Annotated in this window: 10 protein-coding genes; 9 read left to right on the forward strand and 1 reads right to left on the reverse strand. The window is 69.1% G+C overall.

Annotation, left to right across the window (positions count from 1 at the left end; translation table 11 throughout):
• Positions 1 to 267: 267 nt before the first annotated feature.
• The 9 genes from LOS78_RS10430 to murD all read left to right on the forward strand — a co-directional run bounded on the left by LOS78_RS10430 (position 268) and on the right by murD (position 11,125).
• On the forward strand, positions 268 to 1,374 hold the full coding sequence (locus LOS78_RS10430) for an Mrp/NBP35 family ATP-binding protein (protein ID WP_230378176.1): 1,107 nt from the start codon (positions 268 to 270) through the stop codon (positions 1,372 to 1,374).
• A gap of 641 nt (positions 1,375 to 2,015) precedes the next feature.
• On the forward strand, positions 2,016 to 2,522 hold the full coding sequence (gene mraZ / locus LOS78_RS10435) for a division/cell wall cluster transcriptional repressor MraZ (RefSeq protein ID WP_028711880.1): 507 nt from the start codon (positions 2,016 to 2,018) through the stop codon (positions 2,520 to 2,522).
• Positions 2,523 to 3,491, forward strand: a complete 969-nt coding sequence (gene rsmH, locus LOS78_RS10440) for a 16S rRNA (cytosine(1402)-N(4))-methyltransferase RsmH (protein WP_230378178.1) — start codon at positions 2,523 to 2,525, stop codon at positions 3,489 to 3,491. It begins immediately after the preceding gene.
• Positions 3,491 to 3,880, forward strand: a complete 390-nt coding sequence (locus tag LOS78_RS10445) for a cell division protein FtsL (protein ID WP_230378179.1) — start codon at positions 3,491 to 3,493, stop codon at positions 3,878 to 3,880. The genes rsmH and LOS78_RS10445 overlap by 1 nt, the downstream gene beginning before the upstream one ends.
• Complete coding sequence (locus tag LOS78_RS10450) at positions 3,877 to 5,682, forward strand: penicillin-binding protein 2 (RefSeq protein WP_028711883.1); 1,806 nt, start codon at positions 3,877 to 3,879, stop codon at positions 5,680 to 5,682. Before LOS78_RS10445 ends, LOS78_RS10450 begins: the two co-directional genes overlap by 4 nt.
• A 29-nt stretch (positions 5,683 to 5,711) precedes the next feature.
• Positions 5,712 to 7,181 carry a UDP-N-acetylmuramoyl-L-alanyl-D-glutamate--2,6-diaminopimelate ligase gene (locus tag LOS78_RS10455; protein WP_028711884.1) on the forward strand — a complete coding sequence of 490 codons (1,470 nt, stop codon included), beginning with the start codon at positions 5,712 to 5,714 and terminating at the stop codon, positions 7,179 to 7,181.
• Positions 7,178 to 8,563 carry a UDP-N-acetylmuramoyl-tripeptide--D-alanyl-D-alanine ligase gene (murF, locus tag LOS78_RS10460; RefSeq protein WP_230378180.1) on the forward strand — a complete coding sequence of 462 codons (1,386 nt, stop codon included), beginning with the start codon at positions 7,178 to 7,180 and terminating at the stop codon, positions 8,561 to 8,563. Before LOS78_RS10455 ends, murF begins: the two co-directional genes overlap by 4 nt.
• Entirely contained in the window at positions 8,563 to 9,645 is a 1,083-nt protein-coding gene (mraY, locus tag LOS78_RS10465; protein WP_028711886.1) for a phospho-N-acetylmuramoyl-pentapeptide-transferase, read from the forward strand. The genes murF and mraY overlap by 1 nt, the downstream gene beginning before the upstream one ends.
• 79 nt (positions 9,646 to 9,724) lie before the next feature.
• Positions 9,725 to 11,125, forward strand: coding sequence for a UDP-N-acetylmuramoyl-L-alanine--D-glutamate ligase (gene murD, locus LOS78_RS10470; protein WP_230378181.1), 1,401 nt, complete (start codon positions 9,725 to 9,727; stop codon positions 11,123 to 11,125).
• Between the two features lie 216 nt (positions 11,126 to 11,341).
• On the opposite strand, the gene LOS78_RS10475 is transcribed toward murD, so the two are convergent.
• A complete protein-coding gene (locus tag LOS78_RS10475; RefSeq protein WP_028711888.1) occupies positions 11,342 to 12,478 on the reverse strand; it encodes an OmpP1/FadL family transporter in 1,137 nt (378 codons plus the stop codon).
• Positions 12,479 to 12,671: the final 193 nt, after the last annotated feature.

Consider the following 12,671-nt stretch of genomic DNA (forward strand, 5'->3'; position numbering starts at 1 on the left):
GAACATGGTCCCTTTTCTGCATATGCACAATGGCCGCGGGCGAGATGCTGCTATGCAGAAACCACATGGCTGTTTCTTGGAGGCTGTCACAAAGCGTTAATAATCCGTGAACTTTTCAGCCTTTTTACAAGCTTCATCAAGTTTCTCTAGTAGCCGGGTCGTATTTTACGCGGGGTCACAGGCAGTTAGCGGTATCAGCCTTCTGGTGCGGGTTGCCGACACCCGTCCGAATTGCCATGCTGCGGGCGCTTTGAAATGGGGGTGGCGATGACGATATCACGCGAACGTGTGCTTGCGGAACTTGCGCAGATCGCGGTTCCCGGGGGCGGAACCCTTGTTTCGGCCGATCTGGTGCGCGCGCTCAGCGTCGAATCGGGCGTGGTGCGATTCGTCATCGAGGCCGCGGATGCCGCCGCCGCCCGCGCCCTTGCGCCCGTCGAGGCCGAGGCGCAGCGCCGCCTTTCCGCCCTGCCGGGGGTCGAGAAGGTGCAGATCGTCACCACCGCCCCCGCCGCGCCGCGCGGCGCCGCCCCGCCGCAAGTCACGGCGCGCTCGGGCGGCGAGGCGCCGCCCAGCCTGAAGATCGGCCGCCACCCGACGCCCCAGGCCGGGCCGGCCCCGGTCAGCGGCGTGGCGCGGATCCTGGCCATCGGCTCGGGCAAGGGCGGGGTCGGGAAATCCACGCTGACCGCCAACCTCGCCGTGGCGCTGGCGCGCAAGGGGCGGCGGGTCGGGCTGCTGGATGCGGATATCTACGGCCCCTCGCAGCCGCGGATGCTGGGCCTGACCGGGCAGCGCCCGACCAGCGACGGCCAGATGATCGAGCCGCTGCACGCCCATGGCGTCACCGTCATGTCGCTGGGCCTGATGATGAAGGAAGGCGAGGCCGTGGTCTGGCGCGGCCCGATGCTGATGGGCGCGCTGCAGCAGATGCTGAATCAGGTGAAATGGGGCGAGCTGGACGTGCTGCTGGTCGACCTGCCGCCCGGCACCGGCGACGTGCAGCTGTCGCTGTGCCAGAAGGCGCAGGTCAGCGGGGCGATCATCGTCTCGACCCCGCAGGACGTGGCGCTGATCGACGCGCGCCGCGCCATCGACATGTTCGGCAAGCTCAAGACCCCGGTGCTGGGCCTGGTCGAGAACATGTCCACCTATATCTGCCCGAATTGCGGCCATGAGGCGCATCTGTTCGGCCATGGCGGCGTCGCCGCCGAGGCCGCGGCGCTGGGCCTGCCCTTCCTGGGCGAGATCCCGCTGAACCTCGACCTGCGGCTGTCGGGCGATGCGGGCACGCCGGTCGCCGCCGGCGACGGACCGGCGGCGCAATCCTTTGCCCGGCTGGCCGAACGGCTGATCTCTGGCGGCATGGCCTGAGGCCGGCCGCCCGGGACCCGTCCGGGAAAGCACGGGAACGGGTCCGGGAATTCGCGGGAAAGGCGCTCCGATTCCGAATCACCACGGCGTGATTGGCCGTGAAGAACCGACGAATCCGCGATTCCCGCCACGCTCTCCCCACCCCGAAGGGCGTGCCTGGGCGGAAATCGGGCCGATTCCGGGAAACTGTGGGATTTATGTGCCACAGCCCAGGTCGACACCATATCTTGTGGTCGCCGGCGAAAAGAATCCGAAACCTTCCGTGTTGATCGCGCTGGCGTGAATTTGTTCGCTTGCCGTTCACCGGCAATGGCCCGCCTGCAGCCTGCTTTCCCCCAAACAAATCCATTGCGTCCCGTAAATTCCCATGGCATCCCTTAGCTCACGGAACGGGCACGAGGGGCATCAAGACCCCAAAAGGCGACAAGCAGCTTTCATACAGGCAACCCGCTTCCGAACGACCTCTGCAGCGCGCGAGCAGCACCTCCCCCAGGTGGCGCGAAACGCAGGGCGCGATCCCCGAAACTACGGGGCCCAGAGATGGGAACGAGGGCGGCGGATCGGGCGGTGGCAGCAGCCCGGTCCGCCTTTCCTTTTCGGGAAAACCGGAAAGGCCGGGACAGTGGAAGGAGTGCGGGCCGTTGGCACGCCGGTTCAGAGGGTCGGAAGAGGTCAAGGTGGACGCGAAGGGTCGCGTTTCCATCCCGGCCAAGTTCCGCCGGGTCTTTGAAGCCTCCGATCCCGACTGGCAGGCCGGCAAGCGCGCGCAGCTCGTCATCGTCTACGGCACCCGCGACTGGAATTGGCTGCAACTCTTCACCATCGAGGCCATGGAAGAGATCGAGGAGGGCATCGCCCGCATGCCGCGCGGCTCGGCCGCCCGCAACCTCTTGGAAAACATCTATCAGGGCCATGCCGACGAGGCCGAGATCGACGGCGACGGCCGGCTGGTCCTGCCGCAGAAGCTGCGCGAGAAGATCGGCCTGACCGACAGCGCCTTCTTCATCTCGGCCGGCGACAGCCTGAAGGTCTGGACCCCCGAAGCCTATGCCGAGGAAGAGCGCGCGCTGGAGGCCCGCGTGCCGGAGCTGGAGCCCGGCGCCGACCCGCTGTCGCTGCTGGCCCTTGGCGGGAGGGATGAGGGATAGATGGCCGAGGCTCCGCATATTCCCGTCCTGCTTGGCCCGCTGTTGCGGGCCGTTGCGCCTGTGAAGGGTATCTGGGTCGACGGCACCTTCGGCGCCGGCGGCTATGCGCGCGGCCTGCTTGAGCAGGGCGCCGAGCGCGTCATCGGCATCGACCGCGACCCCTCGGTCATTCGCATGGCCCGGGCCTGGGCGGGCGAATACGGCGACCGGCTGCATCTGGTCGAGGGCACCTTTTCCGATCTGGACCAGCTGGCCGGCGGGCCGGTCGACGGCGTGGTGCTGGACCTGGGCGTCAGCTCGATGCAGCTCGACCAGCCCGAGCGCGGCTTTTCCTTCCTGCGCGACGGGCCGCTGGACATGCGCATGGGCGGCGAAGGGCCCTCGGCCGCAGAGCTGCTGAACACCGCGCCCGAATCGGTCATCGCCGACGTGCTGTACCTTTACGGCGAGGAGCGCGCCTCGCGCCGCATCGCCAAGGCCATCGTGGCGGCGCGGCCGCTGTCGCGCACCGGCGAGCTTTCGGACATCGTCGCCGGCTGCCTGCCGCGCCCCAAGCCGGGGCAGAGCCATCCCTCGACCCGCACCTTCCAGGCGATCCGCATCTGGGTGAACGACGAGTTCGGCCAGCTCGTCGCCGGGCTGGCGGCGGCCGAGCGGGCGCTGCGGCCGGGCGGCAAGCTCGCGGTGGTCAGCTTCCATTCGCTCGAGGACCGCATCGTCAAGCGTTTCATGCAGGCGCGCTCGAACAGCGCCGGCGGTGGCAGCCGCCATGCGCCCGAGGCCGCGCGCGAGGAGCCGGCCTTCACGCTGCCCTTCCGCCGCGCCATCGGCCCGGACGAATCCGAGCTGGCGGCGAATCCGCGCGCGCGCTCGGCGCTCTTGCGCGTCGGCATCCGCACCGGGGCGCCGGCCGGCCGGGTCGATCCGGCGGCCCTGGGCCTGCCGGTGCTGTCGGATAGGAGGGGCTGATGCGATCCGTGCTTTACCTTCTGACCACGCTGGCGGTGATGGGCCTGGCCTTCTGGGCCTATCGCGAGAATTACCGCACCCAGGCCGCCATCAGCGAGATGGGCGATATTCAGCGCCAGATCGGCCGCCTGCGCGAGGATCTGGGCGTGCTGCGCGCCGAATGGGCCTATCTGAACCGTCCCGAGCGCCTGCGCCAGCTGGTCGACCTGAATTTCGAGCGGCTGAAGCTGGTGCCCTTCGGTTCGGACCAGTTCGTCGATGTCGGACAGGTGGCCTTCCCGGCGCCCCAGGCGCCCGAGCCCGCCGCCGGTCCCGAGGCCGGCGCCGATGCGCCCGTCGAGCGCCCCGCCGGATATCCGCCCCGCAGACCACAGGAGAGCACGCCATGATCCGCACCCCGCTGCGCCCGCTGGCCCGCATCCTTCGCGCCCGCGAAACCGGGCAGAACCCCGATGCCATCGAGGCCGAGAACCGCGCCCAGAGGCATGCCGTCATTCAGGAAAAGGCGCGCGGCAGCGCCCGCACCCGTCTGTTCTTCATGTCCTGCGCCTTCGCGGTCGCCTTCGGCACCGTGGGCGCCAAGATGGGCGTGCTGGCCTCCAGCCAGCCCAGCGAGCCGCGGGTGCAGACCACGGGCGCGCAGATCATCTCGCAGCGCGCCGACATCACCGACCGGCACGGGCGGGTGCTGGCCACCAACCTGCTGACCCATTCGCTTTACGCCCATCCCCAGCAGATGGTCGAGCCGGAGCGCGCCGCGCGCGAACTGGTCCGCGTCTTCCCGGACCTGGACATCGAGCGTCTGCGCAAGGACTTCACCGGCAAGCGCACCTTCGTCTGGATCAAGAAGAAGATCAGCCCCGAGCAGATGCAGGCCGTGCACGACATCGGCGAGCCGGGACTGCTGTTCGGCCCGCGCGAGATGCGGCTTTACCCGAACGGCCATATCGCCGCGCATATCCTTGGCGGTGCCACCTTCGGCAAGGAGGATGTCGCCAGCGCCGAGGTCGTCGGCGTCGCCGGCGTCGAGAAGGCCTTCGACCACTGGCTGCGCGACCCGGCCAATGACGGCGCGCCGCTGACCCTGTCGCTGGACCTGACCGTGCAGGCCGCGATGGAGGAGGTGCTGGGCAACGGCATGAAGGTGATGAACGCCAAGGGCGCGACCGGCATCCTGATGGAGGTCAAGACCGGCGAGATCGTCGCCATGGCCAGCCTGCCCGATTTCGATCCCAACGACCGGCCGCGGCCGCTGCTCAAGGGCGATCCCTCGGACAGCCCGCTGTTCAACCGCGCGGTGCAGGGCCAGTACGAGCTGGGCTCGACCTTCAAGATCTTCCCGGTGGCGCAGGCCATCGACCTCAAGCTGGTCAGCCCGGCCACGATGATCAACGCGAAGTCGCCGATGCGGATCGGGAAATACCTCATCAACGATTTCCACAATTACGGCGGCCAGCTTTCGGTGGCGGATATCATCGCCAAATCCTCGAACGTCGGCACGGTGCGCATCGCCCAGCTGCTGGGCCCCGAGCGGCAGAGGGATTTCCTGCAGAAGCTCGGCCTGTTCGAGCCGACCCCGATCGAGATGAGCGAGGCGCCGACCGGCAAGCCGCTGGTGCCGCAACGCTGGCCCGCCGTGACCTCGGCCACGGTCGCCTTCGGCCACGGGCTGGCGGCCAGCCCGCTGCACCTGGCCTCGGCCTATGCGACCATCGCCAACGGCGGCAAGCGCGTGCGCCCGACGCTGGTGCACGGCCGCAGCCAGCGCGAGGGCGAGCAGGTGCTTTCGCCCGCCGCCGCCCATACCGCCATGCAGCTGCTGCGCCAGGTGGTGACGCGCGGCACCGCCCGGACCGCGAATATCGACGGCTACGAGGTCGCCGGCAAGACCGGCACCGCCGACAAGCCGCGCCCGACCGGCGGCTATTACAAGAACAAGAACGTGACGACCTTCGCCTCGGTCTTTCCGGCCAGCGATCCGAAATATGTGTTGGTGCTGACGCTGGACGAGCCCTCGGTCGGGCTGGCGGGGGGCGGCGAAAGCCGCACCGCCGGCGCCACCGCGGCCCCGGTGGCGGGCGAGCTGATCCGCCGCGTCGCGCCGCTGCTGGGCCTGAGGCCCAGCACGGAAACCCAGCTGCCGATGGTTGAACGGCCTTTGCCGGATCGGCTAAAGCTCGTCTCGAACTGATGAGCGGAGGTTCCGTGACCGAACGGGTGATGCGGCTGTCCCTTCTGGGGCTTCGGGGGGACAAGGGGCGCGACCCCGAGGTGACGGGGCTGTCCGTCGATTCGCGGCAGGTTCGGCCCGGGCATCTGTTCGCGGCCCTGCCGGGTTCGGCGACGCATGGCGGCGAGTTCATCCAATATGCGCTGCGCCAGGGGGCGGGCGCCATCCTGACCGACCGCAAGGGCGCCGAGATCGCCGCGGCCGAGCTGGCCGGCTCGGACGCGGCGCTGGTGGTGGCCGAGGACCCGCGCGCCGCGCTGGCCGGGGCCGCCGCGCTGTGGTTCGCCGCCCAGCCCGAAACCATGGTCGCCGTCACCGGCACCTCGGGCAAGACCTCGGTCGCCACCTTCACACGGCAGATCTGGCAGGCGCTGGGCCACAAGGCGATCAGCCTCGGCACCATGGGCGTGCAGGGCGATTACCAGGCCAAGCTGGCCCATACCACGCCCGAGCCGATCACCCTGCACCGGGTGCTGGCCGAGGCGGCGAGCGCGGGCGTCACCCATGCGGCGATGGAGGCCAGCTCGCACGGCCTTGACCAGCGCCGGCTGGACGGGGTGCGGCTGAAGGCCGGGGCCTTCACCAATTTCAGCCAGGACCACCTGGATTATCACAAGGATTTCGACGAATATTTCGCCGCCAAGGCGCTGCTCTTCGACCACCTGCTGGACGAAGGCGCCGGAGCCGTCGTCAATATCGACGACCCGCGCGGCCGGCAGATGGCGCAGATCGCGCGCGAGCGCGGCCTCGACCTGACCACCATCGGCAAGGATGAGCGCGCCGACCTGCGCATCCTCGGCCAGCGTTACGACGCGACCGGGCAGGACCTGCGCTTCAGCCTGCACGGCCAGGCGCATCTGGTGCGGCTGGCGCTGATCGGCGGCTTCCAGGCGGAAAACGTGCTTGCCGCGGCCGGCCTCGCCATCGCCGCCGGCGACGAACCCGCCCGGGTGATCGAGACGCTGCCGGGCCTGACCACCGTGCGCGGCCGCATGGAACTGGCGGCGGTGCGGGAAAACGGCGCGGCGGTCTTCGTCGATTACAGCCACAAGCCCGGCGCGCTGGCCTCGGCCCTGCAATCGCTGCGCCCGCATGTCCTGGGCCGCATCATCGTGGTCTTCGGCGCCGGCGGCGACCGCGACCGGCTGAAGCGCCCGCTGATGGGCGAGGCGGCGCGGCAGTTCGCCGACCTGGTCTATGTGACCGACGACAATCCCCGCTCGGAAGACCCGGCCGCGATCCGCGCCGAGGTGCTGGCCGGCGCCGGTCCCGATGCCATCGAGGTCGGCGACCGGGCCGAGGCGATCCTGCGCGCCGTCGATGCGCTGCAGCCCGGCGACGCGCTGCTGATCGCCGGCAAGGGGCACGAGACCGGCCAGATCATCGGCAACGACGTTTATCCCTTCGACGATGCCGAGCAGGCCTCGGTGGCCGTCGCGGCGCTGGATGGCAAGATATGACGCTCTGGACCTCGCAGGATGCCGTTGCCGCGACCGGCGGCCGCGCCACCCGTGACTTCGCCGTCACCGGCGTCTCCATCGACACCCGCACCATCCGGCCGGGCGATCTGTTCGTCGCTCTGCAGGCCGCCCGCGACGGCCACGACTTCGTCGCCCAGGCGCTGGAAAAGGGCGCGGCCGCCGCGCTGGTCAGCCGCATCCCCGCGGGCGTGGCGGATGATGCGCCGCTGCTGGTGGTCCCCGAGGTGCTGGCGGCGCTGGAGGCGCTTGGCCGCGCCGGCCGCGCCCGCATGCGCGGCAAGGTCGTGGCCATCACCGGCTCGGTCGGCAAGACCTCGACCAAGGAAATGGCGCGCATCGCCCTGACCGGGCAGGGCAGGATCCATGCCGCCGAGGCCAGCTACAACAACCATTGGGGCGTGCCGCTGACCCTGGCGCGCATGCCCGAGGACACCGACTTCGCCATCGTCGAGATCGGCATGAACCACCCCGGCGAGATCGAGCCGCTGGCGCGCCTTGCCCGGCCGCAGGCGGCGATGATCACCACGGTCGCCGCGGCGCATCTGGAAGCCTTCGGCGCCATCGAGGGCATCGCCCGCGAGAAGGGCGCCATCTTCCGCGGCCTGACCCAGCCCGGCACCGCCGTGATCCCCGAGGACCTGCCCGTCACCCAGCTGCTGCGCGACTGCGCGGACGAGGCCGGCGCCATCGTCATCGGCTTCGGCCAGCAAGGCATGGCGAGGCCGCTGAAGGCCGAGACCGTGGACGGCGCGACCCGGGTCCGCGCCCGGGTGCTGGGCGAGACGGTGGATTTCACCCTCGCCAGCGCCGGCACGCATTTCGTGATGAACGCGGTCGGCGTGCTGGCGGCGCTTTCCGCCGCCGGGGCCGATGTGAAGCAGGCCGCGGCGCGCCTTTCCGACTGGCGCCCCCCGCTGGGCCGCGGCGCGGTCGAGGATCTGGGCGGCATCCGGCTGATCGACGACGCCTACAACTCGAACCCCACCTCGCTTTCGGCCGGGCTGGCGACGCTGGCGCGGCTGACCGGCGGGCGGCGGGTGGCGATCCTGGGCGACATGCTGGAACTCGGCCCCGACGAGATCGCCATGCATGCCGGCATGGCGCAGGACCCCGCCATGACCTCGGTCGATCTGGTCCACACCGCCGGCCCGCGCATGCGCGCCCTGCACGAGGCGCTGCCGGAAACCCGCCGCGGGCTGCATGCCGAGAGTGCCGCCGAACTGGCCGAGCGCGCGCAGGACCTGGTCGCGCCCGGCGATATCGTGCTCGTGAAGGGCTCGAAATCCTCCAAGGTCTCGACGGTGGTTGACGCGCTCAGGCGGACGCGCCAAAGCACGCCCCCTGGCGAAAGGACAGCGTAATGCTCTATTGGCTCACGAACCTCTCTGACGGCGGGGATTTTTTCAACCTTTTCCGATACATCACCTTTCGCGCCGGCGGCGCCTTCTTTACCGCGCTGGTCTTCGGCTTCTTCTTCGGCCGGCCGCTGATCGACCTTCTGCGCCGCAAGCAGAAGAAGGGCCAGCCGATCCGCGACGACGGGCCCGAGAACCATTTCTCCAAGGCCGGCACCCCCACCATGGGCGGGCTGCTGATTCTCGCCGCGCTGGTGGTGGGCACGCTGCTCTGGGCGCGGCTCGACAACGGCTATGTCTGGATCGTGCTGCTGGTCACGCTGGGCTTTGCCGCCATCGGCTTCGCCGACGACTATGCCAAGGTCACCAAGCAGCACCATGCCGGGCTCTCGGGCAAGGTGCGGCTGCTGATCGGGCTTTGCATCGCTGCCGGCGCGGGGGCCGCCGCCGCCTGGCTGCACCCCGCGGCGCTCAGCGGCGAACTGGCGCTGCCCTTTTTCAAGGATGCGCTGATCAATCTGGGCCTGCTCTACGTGCCCTTCGCGGTGCTGGTGATCCTGGGTGCGGCCAATGCGGTGAACCTGACCGACGGGCTGGACGGGCTGGCGATCATGCCGGTGATGATCGCCGCGGCCAGCTTCGCGGTGATCGCCTATATGGTCGGCAACGCGAATTTCGCCAATTACCTCGGCGTGCATTTCGTCCCCGGCACCGGGGAACTCGCGGTCTTCGTCGCGGCGCTGATCGGCGGCGGCCTGGGCTTTCTGTGGTATAACGCCCCGCCCGCCGCGGTGTTCATGGGCGATACCGGCAGCCTGGCGCTCGGCGGCGCGCTCGGGGCCATCGCGGTGGCGACCAAGCACGAGATCGTGCTGGCCATCGTCGGCGGCCTTTTCGTGGTCGAGGCGCTGTCGGTGATCATCCAGGTGCTCTATTTCAAGCGCACCGGCAAGCGGGTCTTCCTGATGGCCCCGATCCACCACCATTTCGAGAAGAAGGGCTGGGGCGAGGCGCAGATCGTCATCCGCTTCTGGATCATCGCGCTGATCCTGGCGCTGATCGGCCTCGCCACGCTCAAGCTGCGCTGATCCTTCTCTGTTGCACAAATACCCTCGGGGGGTCCGGGGGGCGAAGCGCCCCCGGCCTTCCTTTACCGAAGGCAGAACCATGATCCCCGTCCAAGGCGTCGAAAACCAGACCATCGCCGTGCTCGGCCTCGGCCGCTCCGGCCGCGCCACCGCCGCCGCCCTTGCCGCCGGCGGCGCCCATGTCGTCGCCTGGGACGACGGCGCCGACACCCGAGAACAGGCCGAAGCCGAGGGGCTGCGCATCCTCGACCTGACCCGCGACGCCAGCTGGGAGGGCGTCTCGGCCCTGATCACCAGCCCCGGCATCCCGCATCTCTATCCGAAACCGCATCCCCTCATCGCCAAGGCTTACGCGCTCGGCGTGCCGGTGGACAACGACATCGGGCTGTTCTTCCGCAGCTTCGCCACCGCGGAATGGGAGCGGTTCGACACCACCCCGCGGGTCATCGCCGTCACCGGCTCGAACGGCAAGTCCACCACCACGGCGCTGATCCACCACATCCTGAAGGAAGCCGGCCGCCCGACCCAGATCGGCGGCAATATCGGCACCGGGGTTCTGTCGCTCGACCCCGCCCATGACGGCGAGGTGGTGGTGCTGGAGCTTTCCAGCTACCAGACCGACCTTGCCCGCGCCCTGACGCCCGATGTGGCGGTGTTCACCAATCTCTCGCCCGACCATCTCGACCGCCATGGCGGCCCCGGCGGCTATTTCGCCGCCAAGCGCCGGCTCTTCGCCGAGGGCGGCCCGGACCGGGCGGTGATCGGCGTCGATGAGATCGAGGGATGCTACCTTGCCGGCCAGCTTGCCATGGCCCCCTCGGACGACCGGGTGATCCGCATCTCCTCGGGGCAAAAGCTGGAACGCTTCGGCTGGTCGGTCTTTGCCCGCAAGGGCTTTCTTTCGGAATGCCGCAAGGGCCGCCAGGTCGCCTCGATCGACCTGCGCGACATCAAGGGCCTGCCGGGCGAGCACAACCACCAGAACGCCTGCGCCGCCTATGCCGCGACCCGCGCCGTGGGCCTTGCCCCGCGCGAGATCGAGCGCGCTTTCCACAGCTTCGAAGGCTTGCCGCATCGCAGCCAGACCGTGGCCGAGATCGGCGGCGTGGCCTGGGTCAACGACAGCAAGGCCACCAATGTCGATGCCGCCGCCAAGGCCCTGGCCGCATTCCGCAACATCCGCTGGATCGCCGGCGGTCTGGGCAAGGAGGGCGGCATCGCCGCCCTGCAACCGCATCTGGGCAATGTCACCAAGGCCTATCTGATCGGCCATTCCGCCCGCGACTTCGCGCTCGAGATCGGCCAGACTCCCTATGAGATCGCCGAGACCATGGAGCAGGCGGTCGCCCATGCCGCCGCCGAGGCCCGGCCGGGCGAGACGGTGCTGCTTGCCCCCGCCGCCGCCAGCTTCGACCAATATCCCAACTTCGAAAAGCGCGGCGAGCATTTCATCGCCCTGGTCGAGGCGCTGCGGCGCTGATCTTCACCGTTTCCCAAATACTCATGCGCTGATACTCAAGCGGCCCATGCCGCCAAGGCCCGGCCCATGCAGGAGATGGCAACGATCCCGTTGCGTCGATCCGGCCGCGGCACCCGGCTTCTTCGTTCCTCAAATACCCATGAAACCGTGCAGCCAGGAACCGGGCTTGCATGAAAAAGGCCCCGGCGGAACCGGGGCCTTCATCCTTGCGGCGGCTCAGAAGGAATAGCCGACGCGGACGCCCGCGGCCCAGGCGTGGTTGTCCGACATCCTGGCCCGCGCGACATCCGGCGTCCCGGTCTCGGCATAGGCGTTGCCCAGCTTGATGTAGCTGACGCCGGTCGTCACCTTGATGTTGTCGCGGGTATAGATCGCGGCCAGCGTCACGCCCTTGCGCCCGTTGGTCGGTGCCAGGGGCGAGACCAGGTCGTCGCCGTCGGGTTCGTACATGAAGGACATCGAGCCCGACCAGGTTTCGGTGAACTTGCGGCCGACGCCGATGGTGTAGGTCGTGGTGTCCTCCAGCTCGACCAGGCCGTCCGCGATGCCGAAGCCCGCCGGCGGCGTGCCGACCAGAACCTGCGGGTTCACCCTGAACTCGGACCAGTTCACCCAGCGGATCGAGCCGAACAGCAGCGTGTCGGCGGCGATGCCGGTCTGGCCCTCCAGCGTCCAGGAGCGCGGCGTCTTGACGGTGGTCTCGCTGCTGATGCCCGAGGGCGGCAGGGCGGCATGGGTCTCGGTGGTGTCGAAATCATGCTCGACGGGCGAGTTGTAGGTCAGCGAGACGCGGGCGGCGATCTCTGGCATCTCATAGGCGACGCCGGCGACCCAGCCGACGCCCCAGGCCCCGTCCAGCTTGACGTTATAGCCGGACAGCGGGCCGTAGGCCGCCCCGCTCAGCGTCACGTCGCCATCGGCGTGCGAGCCGCGGATACCGCCATGGACCGAGAAGTTGTTCTCGAACTTGTAGCGCAGCAGGGCGGTATAGGTGGTCGAATTGACCTCGACGGCGGTGCCGCCGAAGGCCACCGACCTGCCGGGCTCGTAGCGGATATCGGCGCCGAAGGGCTGTTCCAGGATGAAGACGCCCGACAGGGCATCCGTGAACTGGTGCTTGTAGGCGAACCCGGCGAAACCGTAGCCCTGCGCGACATCGCCGGTCTCGCGGCCGCCGAACACCGCCAGGTCCCGGCCCGAGACGTCGGGGGTCACGCCGCCGAAGCTGAGCTCCAGATAATTCCCCTGCTCGAACAGCGGCGCCAGCGATTGCGGCGCGCGTTCGATCCCGCCGGCCAGAACAGGCGCGGCCGTGGCCAGCAGGGCGCCGATGCCGGTGATGATCCTTTTCATGGTTTCCTCCCAGAGACCGGTTCTTTTCAAACCTCTGGGTTCAGCCTGCGGCACGCGCCACAGTTGCGTCAATCTCCCGCATATCCTGACGCCGCGTCCCGGCCCCGCCGCCTTCCGGGCGTGTCCTCTCCGCAACATTCCGTTAACGCGGCGTCAGCGGCCCGGCCGTTGCATGCGCCTGCCGGCCGTCATC

The sequence above is a fragment of the Paracoccus sp. MA genome (assembly GCF_020990385.1).
Lineage (GTDB): Bacteria > Pseudomonadota > Alphaproteobacteria > Rhodobacterales > Rhodobacteraceae > Paracoccus.

Bases quoted from the DNA above. Each gene is read 5' to 3' on its own strand.
- LOS78_RS10430 (WP_230378176.1), top strand. From the start codon at position 268: ATGACGATATCACGCGAACGTGTGCTTGCGGAACTTGCGCAGATCGCG.
- rsmH (WP_230378178.1), top strand. From the start codon at position 2,523: ATGGCCGAGGCTCCGCATATTCCCGTCCTGCTTGGCCCGCTGTTGCGG.
- LOS78_RS10445 (WP_230378179.1), top strand. From the start codon at position 3,491: ATGCGATCCGTGCTTTACCTTCTGACCACGCTGGCGGTGATGGGCCTG.
- LOS78_RS10450 (WP_028711883.1), top strand. From the start codon at position 3,877: ATGATCCGCACCCCGCTGCGCCCGCTGGCCCGCATCCTTCGCGCCCGC.
- LOS78_RS10455 (WP_028711884.1), top strand. From the start codon at position 5,712: ATGCGGCTGTCCCTTCTGGGGCTTCGGGGGGACAAGGGGCGCGACCCC.
- murF (WP_230378180.1), top strand. From the start codon at position 7,178: ATGACGCTCTGGACCTCGCAGGATGCCGTTGCCGCGACCGGCGGCCGC.
- mraY (WP_028711886.1), top strand. From the start codon at position 8,563: ATGCTCTATTGGCTCACGAACCTCTCTGACGGCGGGGATTTTTTCAAC.
- murD (WP_230378181.1), top strand. From the start codon at position 9,725: ATGATCCCCGTCCAAGGCGTCGAAAACCAGACCATCGCCGTGCTCGGC.
- LOS78_RS10475 (WP_028711888.1), bottom strand. From the start codon at position 12,478: ATGAAAAGGATCATCACCGGCATCGGCGCCCTGCTGGCCACGGCCGCG.